This window comes from Citrobacter sp. Cf136, from assembly GCF_030333815.1.
GTDB lineage: Bacteria > Pseudomonadota > Gammaproteobacteria > Enterobacterales > Enterobacteriaceae > Citrobacter > Citrobacter freundii.
In genome coordinates this window covers 89,061-107,828 of sequence record NZ_JAOWFE010000035.1, presented here as the reverse complement: position 1 = coordinate 107,828, position 18,768 = coordinate 89,061, and the positions used below count along the sequence as shown (strand labels likewise).

Below are 18,768 nucleotides of genomic sequence, written 5' to 3'. Positions count from 1 at the left end.
TGAACAGAGGAGTCAATTTTCACCCTCTATGATCCCGGGAGGAATGAGTCCACACTTACTCCATCGAAAACATCTGGGGGTGAACATAATGATCTATTTACGCAAAGCGAACGACCGCGGTCATGCGAATCATGGCTGGCTCGATTCCTGGCATACTTTCTCTTTTGCCAACTACTATGACCCGAACTTTATGGGGTTCTCGGCACTGCGCGTGATTAACGATGACGTGATCGACGCAGGTCAGGGCTTTGGCACTCACCCCCATAAAGACATGGAAATCCTGACCTACGTGCTGGAAGGCGCGGTGGAACATCAGGACAGCATGGGCAACAAAGAGCAGGTGCCGGCCGGAGAGTTTCAGATTATGAGCGCCGGGACGGGGATCCGTCACTCGGAGTACAACCCGAGTAATACTGAGAAGCTGCATCTGTATCAGATCTGGATCATGCCGCAGGAAAACGGTATTACGCCGCGCTATGAACAGCGCCGTTTCGATGCCGCTCAGGGTAAACAACTGGTGCTGTCGCCTGATGCCCGCGATGGCTCACTGAAAGTGTACCAGGATATGGAGCTGTACCGTTGGGCGCTGGTCAAAGATGAGCAGTCGGTACATCAGATTGCCGCTGAACGTCGCGTCTGGATCCAGGTCGTTAAAGGCAACGTCACCATTAACGGAACCAAAGCGACCACCAGTGACGGTCTGGCAATCTGGGATGAACAGGCAATTTCTATTCATGCCGACAGCGACAGCGAAGTGTTATTGTTTGATCTGCCGCCAGTCTAACGTGCTGTAACCTGATGTAGGCCGGATAAGACGCGAAAGCGTTGCCATCCGGCTTTTCATCGTTTGTCATTAATTCCGTGCGTCCGTGGTAAACTGGGGGAATCTATCCCTTTTTAACGCTTCAGGACGATGAAAAAGAAAAGACCCGTACTTCAGGATGTAGCCGACCGCGTGGGCGTGACCAAAATGACGGTCAGTCGCTTTTTGCGTAACCCGGAGCAGGTCTCCGTGGCGCTGCGGGGCAAAATTGCCGCTGCACTTGATGAGCTGGGTTATATTCCCAATCGCGCTCCTGATATTCTTTCTAACGCCACCAGTCGCGCTATCGGCGTGTTGTTACCGTCTCTCACTAACCAGGTTTTTGCTGAAGTGTTACGCGGCATTGAGGCCGTCACCGACGCCCATGGTTATCAAACTATGCTCGCGCACTACGGCTATAAGCCCGAAATGGAACAAGAGCGCCTGGAATCGATGCTGTCGTGGAATATCGATGGCCTGATCCTCACCGAACGTAGCCATACGCCTCGTACGCTGAAAATGATTGAGGTCGCCGGTATCCCGGTGGTTGAGCTGATGGACAGCCAGTCCCCGTGCCTGGATATCGCTGTCGGTTTCGACAACTTTGAAGCCGCGCGCCAGATGACTGCCGCTATCATCGCCCGCGGGCACCGTCATGTTGCCTATCTTGGCGCACGTCTTGATGAACGTACTATCATCAAACAGAGGGGCTACGAGCAGGCAATGCGCGATGCCAACCTGGTGCCGTACAGCGTGATGGTGGAACAGTCTTCTTCCTACTCCTCCGGTATTGAACTCATCCGTCAGGCGCGGCGCGAATACCCGCAGCTCGACGGAATTTTCTGTACCAACGATGACCTGGCGGTAGGGGCGGCCTTCGAATGCCAGCGTTTAGGGCTAAAAATCCCGGATGACATGGCGATTGCTGGATTCCACGGTCACGACATCGGACAGGTGATGGAGCCGCGTCTGGCGAGCGTGCTCACGCCGCGTGAACGGATGGGCAGCATTGGTGCTGAACGCCTGCTGGCGCGCATCCGTGGTGAAGCAGTCACACCTAAAATGTTAGATTTAGGTTTCACCTTGTCACCGGGCGGATCTATTTAAGCCAACAAGTTTGAAGTAGCTCACACTTATACACTTCGAGCACGAATGGATATTGCTTCTCTATTTATCCGGCTGGACAATGTTACCGATAACAGTTACCCGTAACAATTTCCAGATTCTTGTACCAGTGGGGGCAACGCTTTGAGCACGACTAATCATGATCACCACGTTTACGTTCTGATGGGCGTATCGGGCAGCGGTAAATCTGCTGTCGCCAGCGAAGTGGCGCATCAACTGCAGGCCGCGTTTCTTGATGGCGATTTTCTCCATCCGCGCAGCAACATCATGAAAATGGCTTCCGGTGAGCCACTCAACGATGATGACCGTAAACCGTGGTTACAGGCGCTGAATGACGCCGCTTTTGCGATGCAGCGTACCAACAAGGTTTCGCTGATCGTCTGTTCCGCTCTGAAAAAAGTCTATCGCGACCAGCTGCGCGACGGTAACCCGAACCTCTCTTTCATCTATCTGAAAGGGGATTTTGACGTTATCGAAAGCCGTCTGAAAGCGCGTAAAGGCCACTTCTTCAAAACGCAGATGCTGGTGACCCAGTTTGAAGCGTTGGAAGAACCAGGTGCGAATGAAAACGATGTACTGGTGGTCGATATCGATCAACCACTGGACGGTGTGGTCGCCAGCACCATTGAGGTTATTAACCAGGGCAGTAAGTAGTGAGTACATTAACGCTTGTTTTAACAGCAGTAGGGTCCGTTTTATTGCTGCTGTTTTTAGTGATGAAGGCGCGTATGCACGCCTTCCTTGCTTTGATGGTGGTGTCTATTGGTGCAGGTCTCTTTTCCGGTATGCCGCTCGATAAAATCGCCGCGACTATGGAAAAAGGGATGGGAGGCACGCTCGGTTTCCTGGCGATTGTTGTGGCGCTGGGGGCGATGTTCGGCAAGATTTTGCATGAGACCGGCGCAGTCGATCAAATTGCCGTCAAAATGCTGAAATCCTTCGGCCACAGCCGCGCGCATTACGCGATTGGCCTGGCCGGTCTGATTTGCGCGCTGCCGCTGTTCTTTGAAGTGGCGATTGTGCTGCTGATCAGCGTGGCGTTCTCGATGGCGCGTCACACCGGTACCAACCTGGTTAAATTAGTCATTCCGTTGTTTGCAGGCGTAGCGGCGGCGGCTGCGTTTTTACTGCCGGGGCCAGCGCCGATGTTGCTGGCTTCGCAGATGCACGCTGACTTTGGCTGGATGATCCTGATTGGCCTGTGTGCCGCGATTCCGGGCATGATTATCGCCGGGCCGCTGTGGGGTAATTTCATCAGCCGTTACGTTGAGCTGAACATTCCTGATGACATTACCGAGCCGCATCTGGGCGAAGGTAAAATGCCGTCCTTCGGCTTTAGCTTGTCGCTGATCCTGCTGCCGCTGGTATTGGTTGGTCTGAAAACCATCGCCGCGCGCTTTGTGCCGGTTGGTTCTTCAACTTACGAATGGTTTGAGTTTATCGGTCACCCGTTTACCGCGATTCTGGTTGCATGTCTGGTGGCGATTTACGGTCTGGCGATTCGCCAGGGTATGCCAAAAGACAAAGTGATGGAGATCTGCGGTCATGCGCTGCAACCGGCGGGGATTATCCTGCTGGTGATTGGTGCAGGTGGCGTGTTTAAACAAGTGCTGGTTGATTCCGGCGTCGGTCCGGCGCTGGGCGAAGCGTTAACCGGAATGGGTCTGCCGATTGCCATTACCTGCTTCGTGCTGGCGGCAGCGGTGCGTATCATTCAGGGTTCCGCGACTGTGGCCTGCTTAACGGCGGTCGGTCTGGTGATGCCGGTGATTGAACAGTTAAACTTCTCCGGCGCACAGATGGCGGCACTGTCTATTTGTATCGCAGGCGGCTCGATCGTGGTCAGCCACGTTAACGACGCCGGTTTCTGGTTGTTCGGTAAATTTACCGGCGCAACGGAAGCACAAACGTTGAAGACCTGGACGATGATGGAAACCATCCTCGGTACGGTCGGCGCGATTGTCGGTATGATTGCTTTCCAGCTGTTGAGCTGAGTCTTGTTGCCCGGTGGCGCTTGCGCTTACCGGGCCTGGAAACGAGCACACATCCGCATCGTAGGCCGGGTAAGTGCAAGCGCCACCCGGCTTTTTTACAGCACCATCACACCATCCTCTGTTTTCAACCAACGCGGCGCTTTCAGCGTGTCGGCGAAATAGCCCACCAAATCCTGCAGCAAATCACCCGCTACTCGCTCCATATCATCAGAAAGCGTTTTGCTCATCAGCAAATGCGTCAAAAGCTGGCAGTAACGCCCCATCTGGTCTGGCTCAGGCTCGAAAAGGGGAAAACGGGTCGGGAATGTATCTACCGTCAGACTGGCCTGCAGATGCTGCGGTACAGGCTCCGTTAAGGTCGGTTGTAATAACGCGAGACAGGCCGACAGACGTGCACAAATCGCCAGTTTTTCAACCGGGTCATGGCATTCAACTAGTCCTTCGACAAAACGCTCGCAGTTATCCGCCAGTTCGGTGAAGTCCGTGGCATGGCTAAAGGGCAGGGTAAATAAAGAGTGTGAAAAGAGAGGGGTAGTCGCCATAGGGCAGCCTCCAGTATGTTTTATTTAAACCACCACCGGAGAGGCTAATCTCGCGGGTGGCGGAATCGAGCGGAGTTAGCCTTACCGGTCATACTGGATACCGGCGCGTCTTGCGACGCCCCCGCTCGACCCGCCATTGAGACGAAATCAGTCGCACGACATAGAAGTATATGTCGCCAGTATGATTTTCAGAAGGCTAATTCTGGCACCTGATTTTGCAGGTGCAGCGAGAAGATAAGGCTTATCCACGATGCTGACAAGAGGGCATTCCGGAAGGCGCCTCGCAGAAATGAAAATACGTTATATCAGCGACTTAAAAGCATAAGGAATACCTGAAATTACAGCGCAATACCGTTCAGTTAAGCATGTAGGGTGAACATGTGATTATTGCTCAGGTTTCCGTTCACCTCAGTGGTGTCATTTCTTTGAAGCGCTGATACCCGTGAACGTGCAAGGGAGGCTCACCGCCGCCTCCCTTGCAACCCAGGCTCCCGGCGGGAAAATCGTCGCTGCGCGAGTTATTCGTCTTATTCCGTCTGCCTGTCGGGTCGGGGCCGAGCCTGCGTCCCTGCAGGCCGTCCCCTCTGCCCGCATCCCTGCGGGCAGACCCGGTCAGCCGTCAACGCCTCATCGATTTTCAGCCGGACCGGTGTCATCGCTTCAACGCTCTGACTTCCAGTTAAATTTGTTTTGCTGTCCAAACCTGTTCAAATAAAAACGCAGATGGTCAGGTGTGGGCTGGTCCGGCTGAAAATTGCCGACGTGTTTCCGTAAGGCCGGGGGAGCCAGCATGGATGCTGGCTCAGGGCGCGTTTTACAGGGACGTTTCCTCGCGCCCGGCCCGGTAGCCTGGAGGAATAAGCGGAGGGTATTGCGCAGCAACAATTTTCCTGCCGGAGAGCCGGGATTGTTAAGGGGGCTGCGTAGCCCCCTTAACACGTTCACCGGTGAAGAAACTCCAGAGAAGCAACGAACATAACGTGAACGGAACCGTTCTCCGGGTAACATGTCATCCGGTTCAAAAAGGAGAAATTACCCCTTCATCCACATCCGTACGCCATCGAGGAACATCTGGGTGGCCATCATCACCAGAATCAGTCCCATCAGGCGCTCCAGCGCGTTCACACCTTTCTCCCCCAGCAGACGCAAAAACAGCGACGACTGCAACAGAATCACAAACGTACCGCCCCAGGCGATCAGCAGGGCGATTACCAGATGCCCCATCTGATTAGGATACTGATGCGACAACAGCATTAGTGAAGCCAAGATTGTCGGACCGGCTACCAGCGGAATCGCCAGCGGAACGATAAACGGCTCTTCACCCGCCGGAAGCCCGGTGCTATTCCCGGTGGCGCTGGGGAAAATCATCTTAATGGCGATCAGGAACAAAATGATGCCCCCGGAAATCGACACGGTTTCCGCGCGCAGATTCAGAAATGCCAGAATTTTCTCGCCCGCAAACAGGAATATCAGCATCACCAACAGCGCAATGAACAGCTCGCGAATCATAATCGCGCGGCGGCGTTTTGGTTCGGTATGTTTCAATACGGACATGAAAATGGGCAGATTTCCGAGTGGATCCATAATCAGGATCAATAAAACTGCCGCTGAAATGATTTCATTCATAACTCAAATTCCCTGATAATTACCGCGGACTTTCTGCTTGCTTGCGCAGCGGGATAAGTCGCATTACTGATGGCTTCGCTATCATTGATTAATTTCACTTGCGACTTTGGCTGCATTTTGTATGGTGAAGGATATGCCACCAGGACACTGGCATACATACACAGCACACATCTCTGCAGGAAAAAAACGCTATGAAAAATGTTGGTTTTATCGGCTGGCGCGGTATGGTCGGCTCTGTTCTCATGCAACGCATGGTTGAGGAGCGTGACTTCGACGCCATTCGCCCTGTTTTCTTTTCTACTTCCCAGCTCGGGCAGGCGGCACCGACATTCGGTGGAACCGCGACCGGCACGCTTCAGGACGCTTTTGATCTGGATGCGCTGAAGGCGCTCGATATCATCGTGACCTGTCAGGGCGGCGATTATACCAACGAAATCTATCCAAAGCTTCGTGAAAGCGGTTGGCAGGGTTACTGGATTGACGCGGCCTCTTCGCTGCGTATGAAAGACGACGCCATCATTATTCTCGATCCGGTTAACCAGGATGTCATCACCGATGGCCTGAATAAAGGTATTAAGACCTTTGTCGGCGGTAACTGCACCGTTAGCCTGATGCTGATGTCCCTCGGTGGCCTGTTTGCCAACGACCTGGTCGACTGGGTCTCCGTGGCGACCTATCAGGCGGCTTCCGGCGGCGGCGCGCGTCACATGCGCGAGCTGTTGTCTCAGATGGGCCATCTGTATGGCCATGTGGCCGAGGAGCTGGCGACCCCATCCTCTGCTATTCTCGACATCGAACGTAAAGTGACGACCCTGTCCCGTAGCGGTGAACTGCCGGTTGATAACTTTGGCGTACCGCTGGCCGGTAGCCTGATTCCGTGGATCGACAAACAGCTCGATAACGGTCAGAGCCGTGAAGAGTGGAAGGGACAGGCGGAAACCAACAAAATTCTCAACACGTCTTCCGTGATCCCGGTTGATGGTCTGTGCGTGCGCGTCGGCGCGCTGCGCTGCCACAGCCAGGCGTTCACCATCAAACTGAAAAAAGATGTGTCTATTCCGACCGTGGAAGAACTGCTGGCGGCGCACAACCCGTGGGCGAAAGTAGTACCAAACGATCGTGAAATCACCATGCGTGAGTTAACCCCGGCGGCCGTTACCGGCACGTTGACCACGCCAGTAGGTCGTCTGCGTAAGCTGAATATGGGACCGGAGTTCCTGTCAGCCTTTACCGTAGGTGACCAGCTGCTTTGGGGTGCTGCGGAGCCATTGCGCCGCATGTTACGTCAACTGGCGTAATGGTTTGTTAATGATCAAAGGGTGCTGAGTCACCCTTTTTTTTGCGTAATACAGGAGTAAGCGCAGATGTTTCATTTTTTACCAGGAGTAAGATAAAGCATTGGCTATTCTTTAAGGGTGACTTAGTACCGGAGGTATTAAGTTGTTGCCTGAAGGTGGGACGACGCAGAGAGGATGCACAATTGTGCTGCGCCGTTCAGGTCAAAAAAAGTGTCGCTACCTGATGTCGAAAATCAGTTGGAAGGGGTGACACCATAAAACAGGATGACAACCATGTCCGTTCGTATCGATAGAGACGTGATTAATGCGCTAATTGCAGGCCATTTTGCGGATCCTTTTTCCGTACTCGGTATGCACCAAACTGACGCTGGACTTGAAGTCCGCGCCCTATTACCTGACGCCACCGAAGTGTGGGTGATCGAACCCAAAACCGGACGCAAAGTCGGCAAGCTGGACTGCCTCGACTCTCGCGGTTTTTTCTGTGCAGTACTTCCCCGCCGTAAAAATTTCTTTCGCTATCAGTTGGCCGTTGTCTGGCATGGACAGCAGAATCTGATTGATGACCCTTATCGTTTTGGCCCGCTGATCCAGGATATGGATGCCTGGCTGTTATCTGAAGGTACGCACCTGCGACCTTACGAAACGCTGGGCGCGCATGCGGATACCATGGATGGCGTAACCGGCACGCGCTTCTCCGTCTGGGCGCCTAACGCGCAACGCGTGTCAGTGGTTGGGCAGTTCAACTACTGGGATGGCCGTCGCCACCCGATGCGCCTGCGCAAAGAAAGCGGTATCTGGGAGCTGTTTATCCCCGGTGCGCAGCATGGTCAGCTGTATAAATATGAGATGATCGATGCCAACGGTAAGCTGCGAATCAAAGCGGACCCTTACGCCTTCGAAGCGCAAATGCGCCCGGAAACCGCGTCGCTTATCTGTGGTCTGCCGGAAAAAGTGGTGCAAAGCGAGGAGCGTAAAAAAGCCAACCAGTTTGATGCGCCAATCTCTATCTATGAAGTGCACCTGGGGTCATGGCGTCGTCATACCGATAACAACTTCTGGCTGAGCTACCGCGAGCTGGCGGATCAACTGGTGCCTTACGCCAAGTGGATGGGCTTTACCCACCTTGAACTGTTGCCGATTAACGAGCATCCGTTCGACGGTAGCTGGGGTTACCAACCTACCGGCATGTATGCGCCGACCCGTCGATTTGGTACGCGCGATGACTTCCGCTATTTTGTGAATGCCGCGCATCAGGCGGGGCTGAACGTCATTCTTGACTGGGTGCCGGGCCATTTCCCGTCGGACGACTTTGGTCTGGCAGAGTTTGATGGCACCAGGCTGTATGAGCACAGCGACCCGCGAGAAGGGTATCACCAGGACTGGAACACGCTGATCTACAACTACGGTCGCCGTGAAGTCAGCAACTATCTGGTGGGCAACGCCCTGTACTGGATTGAGCGCTTTGGTATCGACGCGCTGCGCGTGGATGCCGTGGCATCGATGATTTATCGCGACTACAGCCGTAAAGAAGGTGAATGGATCCCAAATGAATTTGGCGGTCGTGAAAACCTCGAAGCCATTGAGTTTTTACGCAATACCAACCGTATTCTTGGCGAACAGGTGCCTGGTGCGGTGAGCATGGCGGAAGAGTCCACTGATTTTGCTGGCGTTTCAAGACCGCAGGACATGGGCGGTTTAGGGTTCTGGTATAAGTGGAACCTCGGCTGGATGCACGACACGCTGGACTACATGAAGCTGGATCCGGTTTATCGCCAACATCACCACGATAAGCTGACCTTCGGCATGCTGTACAACTACACCGAGAACTTTGTCCTGCCGTTGTCGCACGATGAAGTGGTGCACGGCAAGAAATCGATTCTCGACCGCATGCCGGGCGATGCGTGGCAGAAGTTTGCCAACCTGCGCGCCTACTACGGCTGGATGTGGGCCTTCCCAGGCAAGAAACTGCTGTTTATGGGCAACGAGTTTGCGCAGGGACGTGAATGGAACCACGACGCCAGCCTCGACTGGCACCTGCTGGAAGGCGGTGATAACTGGCATCACGGCGTACAGCGTCTGGTGCGCGATCTGAACCTCACCTATCGTCATCACAAAGCGCTGCACGAGCTCGACTTTGACGCCTATGGCTTTGAGTGGCTGGTGGTGGATGACAAAGAACGTTCGGTGCTGGCTTTCGTGCGTCGTGACAAGGTCGGCAATGAAATCATCGTGGTCAGTAACTTTACGCCTGTGCCCCGCCACGGCTATCGCTTCGGTATCAATCAGCCGGGGAAATGGCGTGAGATCCTCAATACCGATTCGATGCATTACCACGGCAGCAATACTGGCAACGGCGGTGCGGTGCACAGTGATGAAATCGCCAGTCATGGTCGTCAGCATTCACTGAGCCTCACGTTGCCGCCGTTGGCAACGATCTGGCTGGTTCGGGAGGGGGAATGACGCAACTGGCAACCGGCAACGCCACCCCCCATGGTGCAACGTATGACGGCCATGGCGTTAATTTTACTCTCTTCTCAGCCCACGCTGAACGCGTTGAATTATGCGTATTTGACGAGGACGGTTGCGAACTCCGCTACGACCTGCCGGGGCGTAGCGGCGATGTCTGGCACGGCTATCTGGCCAACGCCCGGCCCGGTCTGCGCTATGGTTATCGCGTCCATGGCCCATGGCAACCGCAGCAGGGCCACCGGTTTAACCCAGCCAAGCTGCTGCTCGACCCTTGCGCCCGTCGGGTCGAGGGCGAGTTAAAAGATAACCCGCTGCTGCACGGCGGGCTAAATGAACCGGATCACCATGATAATGCCACCATCGCGCTGAAGGGCGTGGTGGTGTCCGACCATTATGACTGGGAGGATGATGCCCCGCCGCGCACGCCGTGGGGCAATACCGTGATTTACGAAGCGCATGTCAAAGGGTTGACGTATTTGCATCCTGACCTGCCGGAAGAGATTCGCGGAACCTACAAAGCGCTGGGTCATCCGGTGATGATCGACTATTTCAAGCGTCTCGGCATTACCGCGCTGGAGCTGCTGCCGGTGGCGCATTTTGCCAGCGAACCACGACTTCAGCGGCTGGGCCTGTCGAATTACTGGGGCTACAACCCGGTGGCCATGTTCGCGCTGCATCCGGCCTATGCCTGTTCGCCGGAGAGTGCGCTTGATGAGTTTCGCGACGCGGTAAAAGCGCTGCACAAAGCGGGGATTGAGGTCATTCTCGATATCGTTTTGAACCACAGCGCCGAGCTGGATCTCGAAGGGCCTGTCTTCTCGCTGCGCGGAATTGATAACCGTAGCTATTATTGGATCAGGGACGATGGTGATTACTACAACTGGACCGGTTGTGGGAACACCCTCAATTTGAGCCATCCCGGCGTTGTGGAATACGCATGTGAATGCCTGCGCTATTGGGTTGAAACCTGCCATGTAGATGGTTTTCGTTTTGATTTGGCTTCCGTCATGGGGCGTACACCTGCGTTTCGTCAGGATGCGCCGCTGTTTACCGCGATCCAAACCTGTCCGCTGCTCTCACGCGTGAAGCTGATTGCGGAACCGTGGGATATTGGTGAAGGCGGGTATCAGGTGGGGAATTTCCCCCCTCCGTTTGCCGAGTGGAATGACCATTTCCGCGATGCGACGCGGCGCTTTTGGCTCCAGCGTAATCTCTCGTTGGGCGAGTTTGCCGGGCGTTTTGCCGCATCCAGCGATGTGTTTAAACGCCAGGGCCGCAAACCCAGCGCCACGGTCAATCTGGTGACCGCGCACGACGGTTTTACGCTACGCGACTGTGTGTGCTTCACAAATAAGCACAATGAAGCGAATGGTGAGGAAAATCGCGACGGCACTAGCAATAACTACAGCGACAATCATGGTAAAGAAGGATTAGGCGGCACGCTGGACCTGATTGAGCGGCGGCGCGACAGCATTCATGCGCTGTTAACTACGCTGTTGCTCTCCCAGGGGACGCCGATGTTGCTGGCGGGCGATGAGCATGGTCATAGCCAGCACGGCAACAATAACGCTTATTGTCAGGATAACGCCTTAACGTGGCTGGACTGGCAACAGGCAAACAGTGGGCTAACCACATTTACCGCCGCGCTGATTCATCTGCGCCGGCAAATCCCAGCATTAACAGGGGATTGTTGGTGGGAAGAGGGCGATGGCAATGTTCGTTGGCTGAATAAGTACGCACAACCCTTAAGTGCGGATGAGTGGCAAAACGGCCCGAGGCAGATGCAAATCCAGCTTTCAGACCGTTTTCTGATTGCAATAAACGCCACGCTTGAGGTGACAGATATCGTTTTACCTGAAGGGGAATGGCATGCCATTCCCCCATTTGCCGGAGAGGATAATCCGGTGCTTACGGCTGTCTGGCAGGGACCTGCGCACGGACTGTGTGTGTTCCAGAGAAGATAAAAAAGGAGTTAGTCATGGTGAGTTTAGAGAAGAACGATCGTGTAATGTTGGCGCGCCAGCTGCCATTAAAATCTGTTGCCCTGATCCTGGCCGGTGGCCGCGGTACCCGCTTAAAAGATTTGACCAACAAACGTGCCAAACCTGCTGTGCACTTTGGCGGTAAGTTCCGCATTATCGATTTTGCCTTATCCAACTGTATTAACTCCGGGATCCGCCGTATTGGCGTGATCACCCAGTACCAGTCCCATACGCTGGTGCAGCATATTCAGCGCGGCTGGTCGTTCTTTAGCGAAGAGATGAATGAGTTTGTCGATTTGCTGCCTGCCCAGCAGAGAATGCAGGGTGAAAACTGGTATCGCGGAACGGCGGATGCCGTCACCCAAAACCTGGACATCATTCGACGCTATAAAGCGGAATACGTGGTGATCCTCGCGGGCGATCATATTTATAAGCAGGACTACTCACGCATGCTGATCGACCACGTCGAGAAGGGCGCGCGTTGCACCGTGGCCTGTATGCCAGTGCCTATTGAAGAGGCCAGCGCGTTTGGCGTGATGGACGTGGACGACACCGATAAAATTATCGAGTTCGTTGAAAAACCCGCCAACCCGCCAGCCATGCCAGGCGACCCGACCAAATCTCTTGCCAGTATGGGGATCTACATTTTCAACGCCGATTATCTGTATGAACTGCTGGCGGAAGATGATCTCGATGAAAAATCCAGTCACGATTTTGGCAAAGACATTATCCCGAAAATCACCGAAGCTGGCATGGCGTATGCACATCCATTCCCGTTGTCCTGCGTGCAGTCTGACCCGGAATCCGAACCGTACTGGCGCGATGTGGGGACGCTGGAAGCCTACTGGAAGGCGAACCTTGATCTGGCTTCGGTGACGCCTGAACTGGATATGTACGACCAGGACTGGCCAATCCGAACGCACATGGAATCGCTGCCACCGGCGAAATTTGTGCAGGACCGTTCCGGTAGCCACGGAATGACGCTGAACTCGCTGGTTTCTGGCGGATGCATAATTTCAGGTTCGGTGGTGGTGCAGTCCGTTCTGTTCCCGCGCGTGCGGGTGAATTCATTCTGTAACATTGATTCGGCAGTGTTGTTACCTGAAGTGTGGGTGGGACGTTCGTGCCGCTTACGTCGTTGCATTATCGACCGCGCCTGCGTTATTCCTGAAGGCATGGTGATAGGTGAAAACGCGGAAGAAGATGCGCGTCGTTTCTACCGTTCAGAGGAAGGCATTGTGCTGGTCACGCGTGAAATGCTGCGCAAACTGCAGATCAAACAGGAGCGATAATGCAGGTTTTACACGTTTGTTCAGAGATGTTCCCCCTGTTAAAAACCGGGGGACTGGCGGATGTTATTGGGGCGTTACCTGCCGCGCAAATTGCGGACGGCGTGGATGCCCGCGTGTTGCTCCCGGCGTTTCCAGATATTCGTCGCGGCATTCCCGATGCACAGGTCGTGACGCGTCGCGATACCTTCGCTGGACGTATCACGCTGCTTTTCGGGCATTTCAACGGCGTGGGTATTTACCTGATTGACGCGCCGCATCTTTACGACCGTCCCGGTAGCCCGTATCACGACACCAACCTGTTCGCTTATACCGATAACGTCCTGCGTTTTGCGTTGCTTGGCTGGGCCGGATGTGAAATGGCCTGCGGCCTTGACCCATTCTGGCGCCCGGATGTGGTGCATGCGCACGACTGGCATGCCGGTCTGGCCCCGGCGTATCTGGCGGCGCGCGGCCATCCGGCGAAATCGGTGTTCACCGTACACAACCTGGCTTATCAAGGCATGTTTTATGCAAAGCATATGGATGACATCCAATTGCCATGGTCGTTCTTTAATGTGCACGGGCTGGAGTTTAACGGCCAGATTTCGTTCCTGAAGGCCGGGTTGTACTACGCAGACCACATTACGGCAGTGAGTCCAACTTACGCGCGGGAGATTACCGAGCCGCAGTTTGCCTATGGTATGGAAGGTCTGTTGCAGCAGCGTCATCGGGAAGGACGGCTTTCCGGCGTGCTGAACGGCGTGGATGAAAAAATCTGGAGCCCGGAAACCGACCTGCTGCTAGCGTCGCGCTATACGCGTGACACGCTGGAAGAGAAGGCGGAGAACAAACGTCAGCTGCAGATCGCGATGGGACTTAAGGTTAACGACAAAGTGCCGCTGTTTGCTGTCGTGAGCCGTCTGACCAGTCAGAAAGGGTTGGATCTGGTGCTGGAGGCTCTGCCGGGTCTGTTAGAGCAGGGGGGGCAACTGGCGTTACTTGGCGCGGGCGATCCGGTGTTGCAGGAAGGTTTCCTCGCCGCGGCGGCGGAACATCCGGGGCAAGTGGGCGTGCAGATTGGCTATCACGAAGCCTTCTCGCACCGCATCATGGGTGGAGCCGATGTGATATTGGTTCCCAGCCGTTTTGAGCCATGTGGCTTAACGCAGTTGTATGGACTGAAGTACGGCACGCTGCCGCTGGTGCGGCGCACCGGTGGGCTGGCTGATACGGTCTCTGACAGTTCGCTGGAAAACCTGGCGGACGGTATCGCCAGTGGGTTTGTATTTGAAGATAGTAATGCCTGGTCGCTACTACGTGCGATCCGGCGTGCTTTCGTATTGTGGTCCCGGCCTTCGCTGTGGCGGTTTGTACAACGTCAGGCCATGACCATGGATTTTAGCTGGCAAGTCGCGGCGAAGTCATACCGTGAGCTTTACTATCGCTTGAAATAGATATCCAGGAATCACCTATATGAATGCTCCATTTACTTATGCATCGCCCACACTCAGCGTAGAGGCACTTAAGCATTCTATCGCCTACAAGCTGATGTTCACGATTGGTAAGGACCCGGTCATTGCCAATAAACATGAGTGGCTGAACGCCACGTTGTTCGCGGTGCGCGATCGTCTCGTGGAGCGCTGGCTGCGTTCTAACCGTGCGCAATTATCCCAGGAAACTCGTCAGGTCTATTACCTGTCAATGGAGTTTCTGATTGGCCGCACGCTTTCCAATGCACTGTTATCGTTGGGTATTTATGACGATGTCAAAAATGCGCTGGAAGGTATGGGGTTGGATCTGGAAGATCTGATCGATGAAGAAAACGACCCGGGTCTTGGCAACGGTGGCCTCGGGCGCCTGGCGGCCTGCTTCCTGGACTCGCTGGCAACGCTGGGACTGCCGGGACGCGGCTACGGTATTCGCTATGACTACGGCATGTTCAAGCAAAACATTGTTGATGGCCGACAGAAAGAGTCGCCGGACTACTGGCTGGAATACGGTAACCCATGGGAGTTCAAACGCCACAATACGCGCTACAAAGTGCGCTTTGGCGGGCGTATACAGCAGGAAGGCAAGAAAACGCGCTGGATAGAAACCGAAGAGATCCTCGCGGTTGCCTACGACCAGATTATCCCCGGTTACGACACCGATGCCACCAACACGCTGCGCCTGTGGAATGCCCAGGCCAGTAGCGAGATCAACCTCGGTAAATTTAACCAGGGCGACTACTTTGCGGCGGTGGAAGATAAAAACCACTCCGAGAACGTCTCCCGCGTGCTTTACCCGGATGACTCCACCTATTCAGGACGCGAGCTGCGCTTGCGCCAGGAGTATTTCCTGGTCTCCTCCACGGTGCAGGACATTCTGAATCGGCATTATCAACTGCACAAAACCTACGATAATCTGGCGGATAAAATCGCCATTCACCTCAACGACACCCATCCGGTGCTGTCGATCCCTGAGCTGATGCGTCTGTTGATTGATGAGCACAAGTTCAGTTGGGATGATGCGTTTGAAGTGTGCTGTCAGGTTTTCTCGTATACCAACCACACTTTGATGAGCGAAGCGCTGGAGACCTGGCCGGTGGATATGCTGGGCAAAATTCTGCCGCGCCATCTGCAAATCATTTTTGAGATTAACGACTACTTCCTGAAAACGCTGCAGGAGCAGTATCCGAACGATACCGGTCTGCTGGGGCGGACGTCGATTATCGATGAATCTAACGGCCGCCGGGTGCGTATGGCATGGCTGGCGGTCGTGGTGAGCCACAAGGTTAACGGTGTGTCTGAACTGCACTCCAACCTGATGGTGCAGTCGCTGTTTGCTGACTTTGCGAAGATTTTCCCGACTCGCTTCTGCAACGTGACCAATGGTGTGACGCCGCGTCGCTGGCTGGCGCTGGCTAACCCGCCGCTCTCTGAGGTGCTGGATGAGAATATTGGCCGCACCTGGCGTACCGATCTCAGCCAGTTGAGCGAGCTTGAACAGCACTGCGATTTCCCGTTGGTGAACCAGGCGGTACGCCGAGCGAAGCTGGAGAACAAAAAACGTCTGGCCACGCTCATTGCCCAGCAGCTTAACGTGGTAGTGAATCCGAAATCGCTGTTTGACGTACAGATCAAGCGTATTCACGAATACAAACGTCAGCTGATGAACGTGCTGCATGTGATCACCCGCTACAACCGCATTAAGGCCGATCCTGACGCCGAGTGGGTGCCGCGTGTGAATATCTTCGCCGGTAAAGCGGCTTCGGCCTATTACATGGCGAAGCACATCATTCATCTGATCAACGATGTCGCGAAAGTGATCAATAACGATCCGCAAATTGGCGACAAACTGAAAGTGGTGTTTATCCCCAATTACAGCGTCAGCCTGGCGCAGGTGATAATTCCTGCTGCCGACCTGTCTGAGCAGATTTCACTGGCCGGGACCGAAGCCTCCGGGACCAGTAATATGAAATTTGCGCTGAATGGCGCGTTGACCATTGGTACGCTGGATGGTGCCAACGTCGAGATGCTGGAACATGTGGGCGCAGAAAATATCTTTATCTTTGGTAATACGGCGGAAGAGGTTGAGGCTTTGCGTAGTCAGGGCTATAAGCCGCGTGAATATTACGAGAAAGACGAGGAACTGCACCAGGTGCTGACGCAGATCGGCAGTGGCGTATTCAGCCCAGAGGAGCCGGGACGCTATCGCGACCTGGTGGACTCATTGATCAACTTTGGCGACCACTATCAGGTGCTGGCGGATTATCGTAGTTACGTTGATTGTCAGGATAAGGTTGATGAGCTGTATCGTCATCCGGAAGAGTGGACCACTAAGTCGATGATTAATATCGCCAACATGGGCTACTTCTCGTCGGACAGGACGATCAAAGAGTACGCCGAAAACATCTGGCATATTGATTCGGTGCGGTTGTAAAACACGAGGCCGGGGGCGCTGCGCTTGCCCGGCCTACGTTTATGCACCTTTGTAGGCCGGATAAGGCGTCGCCGCCATCCGGCATTTTTATCAGGACGCCAGCGACAGCTGGTGCTTCTCAATGTATTCAGCCAGCCACTGGGTCATGCGCGACTGCTGCTCAGCGTTCAGCCACATACCTTCTTTCGTGCGACGCCACAACGCATCTTCCGCACGACGAACCCATTCGTGATCGACCAGGTATTTCAGCTCGGCCTCATAAAACTCATGGCCAAAGTCTTCACCTAACTCGGCAAGCGAGGTGGCTTCGCCGATGACCCATTCGGTGTTGCTGCCGTAGGTGCGAGAATAATGGCGCGCCAGCGACTCGGTCAGGAACGGGTAGCGACGGCGCAGTTTGGCCGCGTAGTCTTCGCGATCGCCGCCAATGTCACCGCCTGGCAGAATGCACTCTTTGGTCCACGCCGGACCAATTCCCTGATAGTACGATGCCAGTTTTTCCATCGCGTGTTCAGCCAGCTTACGATAGGTCGTCAGCTTACCGCCAAAGACCGACAGCAGCGGCGCTTTGCCGTTTTCGTCGTGGATATCCAGCGTGTAATCACGGGTGATTGCCTGCGGTGAGTCAGACTCGTCATCGCACAGCGGACGCACGCCCGAGTAAGTCCAGACGATATCATCACGGCCCAGCTGCTTCTTAAAGTGCGCGTTGTAAACCTTCAGCAGGTAATTGATCTCGCTTTCATCAATTTTCACCGCTTTCGGATCGCCTTTGTATTCAACGTCTGTCGTCCCGATGATCGAGAATTCGTCCATCCATGGGATAACAAACACAATGCGTTTATCTTCGTTTTGCAGAATATAAGCTTGTTTCTGGGTATGGACGCGCGGCACCACGATGTGGCTGCCTTTAATCAGGCGAATACCGTACGGCGATGGCAGGTGCATACCGTCGTCAAAGAACTCTTTCACCCACGGACCGGTGGCGTTGACTAGGCCACGCGCCTGCCAGGTGTGTTTTTTGCCGGTATCGATATCTTCAGCTTCAACAATCCACAAACCGTTTTCACGGCGAGCAGAGGTGGCGCGAGTGCGGGTTAATACTTCTCCGCCTTTGCGTACGACCATTTGGGCGTTTGCCAAAACCAGTCGTGCATCGTCTACCCAGCAGTCAGAATATTCGAAACCGCGCACAATCTCAGGTTTCATTACAGAATCTGCGCCAAAACGCAAACCGGTAGAACTTGGCAAACTGGTGCGTTTGCCCAGATGATCGTACATAAACAAACCAATCCGGATCATCCACGCCGGACGCAGGTGCGGGCGGTGGGGCAGACGAAAGCGCATAGGGAAGGCGATGTGTGGTGCCATTTTCAACAGCACTTCACGTTCGGCCAGCGCTTCGCTCACCAGACGAAATTCGTAGTGTTCCAGGTAGCGCAGGCCACCGTGGATGAGTTTGGAGCTAGCGGAAGAGGTGGCGCAGGCTAAATCCTGCGCTTCCAGCATCAGCACGGATAAACCGCGTCCAGCGGCATCTGCCGCGATACCGGCACCGTTGATGCCTCCACCTATCACAATCAGATCTTTGGTTTCCATGCTGGCCTCTCGCACTTTCGTTATAGCTCATTAATGTTCGTTATCGAGCATAATAGCAAAGATTCGCGCCATTGGTAACATCGGATAAACAATTTACAGTGATACATATAACATTATGGCGTTTAACTGCCGTCGGGAC

At 54.4% G+C, this 18,768-nt stretch carries 13 protein-coding genes; 10 read left to right on the top strand and 3 right to left on the bottom strand.

The annotated features are described in order from the left end of the window. Positions 1 to 88 precede the first annotated feature (88 nt). The 4 genes from yhhW to gntU all read left to right on the top strand — a co-directional run bounded on the left by yhhW (position 89) and on the right by gntU (position 3,921). Positions 89 to 784: a quercetin 2,3-dioxygenase gene (gene yhhW, locus OGV98_RS12940; RefSeq protein WP_003023472.1), complete on the top strand. Its 696-nt coding sequence runs from the start codon at positions 89 to 91 to the stop codon at positions 782 to 784. A 129-nt stretch (positions 785 to 913) separates the two neighbouring features. Then, positions 914 to 1,909: a gluconate operon transcriptional repressor GntR gene (gntR, locus tag OGV98_RS12935; RefSeq protein WP_003023473.1), complete on the top strand. Its 996-nt coding sequence runs from the start codon at positions 914 to 916 to the stop codon at positions 1,907 to 1,909. A 141-nt stretch (positions 1,910 to 2,050) separates the two neighbouring features. Further along, positions 2,051 to 2,581 carry a gluconokinase gene (gntK, locus tag OGV98_RS12930; protein WP_003023475.1) on the top strand — a complete coding sequence of 177 codons (531 nt, stop codon included), beginning with the start codon at positions 2,051 to 2,053 and terminating at the stop codon, positions 2,579 to 2,581. Continuing rightward, a complete protein-coding gene (gntU, locus tag OGV98_RS12925; protein ID WP_003023477.1) occupies positions 2,581 to 3,921 on the top strand; it encodes a gluconate transporter in 1,341 nt (446 codons plus the stop codon). The genes gntK and gntU overlap by 1 nt, the downstream gene beginning before the upstream one ends. Before the next feature lie 95 nt (positions 3,922 to 4,016). On the opposite strand, the gene OGV98_RS12920 is transcribed toward gntU, so the two are convergent. Then, entirely contained in the window at positions 4,017 to 4,463 is a 447-nt protein-coding gene (locus OGV98_RS12920) for a lipoate--protein ligase family protein (RefSeq protein ID WP_003837860.1), read from the bottom strand. 1,032 nt (positions 4,464 to 5,495) lie between these two features. Further along, on the bottom strand, positions 5,496 to 6,089 hold the full coding sequence (yhgN, locus tag OGV98_RS12915) for an NAAT family transporter YhgN (RefSeq protein WP_003023480.1): 594 nt from the start codon (positions 6,087 to 6,089) through the stop codon (positions 5,496 to 5,498). Between the two features lie 191 nt (positions 6,090 to 6,280). Between yhgN and asd the strand changes: the two genes are divergently transcribed. The 6 genes from asd to glgP all read left to right on the top strand — a co-directional run bounded on the left by asd (position 6,281) and on the right by glgP (position 17,030). Further along, the gene (asd, locus tag OGV98_RS12910) at positions 6,281 to 7,387 is read left to right on the top strand and encodes an aspartate-semialdehyde dehydrogenase (RefSeq protein ID WP_003837862.1); all 1,107 of its coding nucleotides are present in this window, start codon (positions 6,281 to 6,283) and stop codon (positions 7,385 to 7,387) included. Between the two features lie 273 nt (positions 7,388 to 7,660). Beyond that, positions 7,661 to 9,847: a 1,4-alpha-glucan branching enzyme gene (gene glgB / locus OGV98_RS12905; protein WP_016151109.1), complete on the top strand. Its 2,187-nt coding sequence runs from the start codon at positions 7,661 to 7,663 to the stop codon at positions 9,845 to 9,847. Then, positions 9,844 to 11,820 (top strand): glycogen debranching protein GlgX, encoded by a 1,977-nt coding sequence (glgX, locus tag OGV98_RS12900; protein ID WP_003023487.1) that lies wholly within the window; start codon positions 9,844 to 9,846, stop codon positions 11,818 to 11,820. Before glgB ends, glgX begins: the two co-directional genes overlap by 4 nt. A gap of 14 nt (positions 11,821 to 11,834) precedes the next feature. Then, a complete protein-coding gene (glgC, locus tag OGV98_RS12895) occupies positions 11,835 to 13,130 on the top strand; it encodes a glucose-1-phosphate adenylyltransferase (protein WP_003023489.1) in 1,296 nt (431 codons plus the stop codon). After that, a complete protein-coding gene (gene glgA, locus OGV98_RS12890; RefSeq protein WP_003023490.1) occupies positions 13,130 to 14,563 on the top strand; it encodes a glycogen synthase GlgA in 1,434 nt (477 codons plus the stop codon). The genes glgC and glgA overlap by 1 nt, the downstream gene beginning before the upstream one ends. Positions 14,564 to 14,582: 19 nt before the next feature. After that, entirely contained in the window at positions 14,583 to 17,030 is a 2,448-nt protein-coding gene (gene glgP / locus OGV98_RS12885) for a glycogen phosphorylase (RefSeq protein WP_003023492.1), read from the top strand. 90 nt (positions 17,031 to 17,120) lie between these two features. On the opposite strand, the gene glpD is transcribed toward glgP, so the two are convergent. After that, entirely contained in the window at positions 17,121 to 18,629 is a 1,509-nt protein-coding gene (gene glpD / locus OGV98_RS12880; RefSeq protein ID WP_003023494.1) for a glycerol-3-phosphate dehydrogenase, read from the bottom strand. Positions 18,630 to 18,768 lie beyond the last annotated feature (139 nt).

Coding starts and splice junctions, on each gene's coding strand:
- glgP (WP_003023492.1), top strand. CDS start 14,583: ATGAATGCTCCATTTACTTATGCATCGCCCACACTCAGCGTAGAGGCA.
- glgB (WP_016151109.1), top strand. CDS start 7,661: ATGTCCGTTCGTATCGATAGAGACGTGATTAATGCGCTAATTGCAGGC.
- gntR (WP_003023473.1), top strand. CDS start 914: ATGAAAAAGAAAAGACCCGTACTTCAGGATGTAGCCGACCGCGTGGGC.
- yhhW (WP_003023472.1), top strand. CDS start 89: ATGATCTATTTACGCAAAGCGAACGACCGCGGTCATGCGAATCATGGC.
- yhgN (WP_003023480.1), bottom strand. CDS start 6,089: ATGAATGAAATCATTTCAGCGGCAGTTTTATTGATCCTGATTATGGAT.
- OGV98_RS12920 (WP_003837860.1), bottom strand. CDS start 4,463: ATGGCGACTACCCCTCTCTTTTCACACTCTTTATTTACCCTGCCCTTT.
- glgX (WP_003023487.1), top strand. CDS start 9,844: ATGACGCAACTGGCAACCGGCAACGCCACCCCCCATGGTGCAACGTAT.
- glgC (WP_003023489.1), top strand. CDS start 11,835: ATGGTGAGTTTAGAGAAGAACGATCGTGTAATGTTGGCGCGCCAGCTG.
- glgA (WP_003023490.1), top strand. CDS start 13,130: ATGCAGGTTTTACACGTTTGTTCAGAGATGTTCCCCCTGTTAAAAACC.
- glpD (WP_003023494.1), bottom strand. CDS start 18,629: ATGGAAACCAAAGATCTGATTGTGATAGGTGGAGGCATCAACGGTGCC.
- asd (WP_003837862.1), top strand. CDS start 6,281: ATGAAAAATGTTGGTTTTATCGGCTGGCGCGGTATGGTCGGCTCTGTT.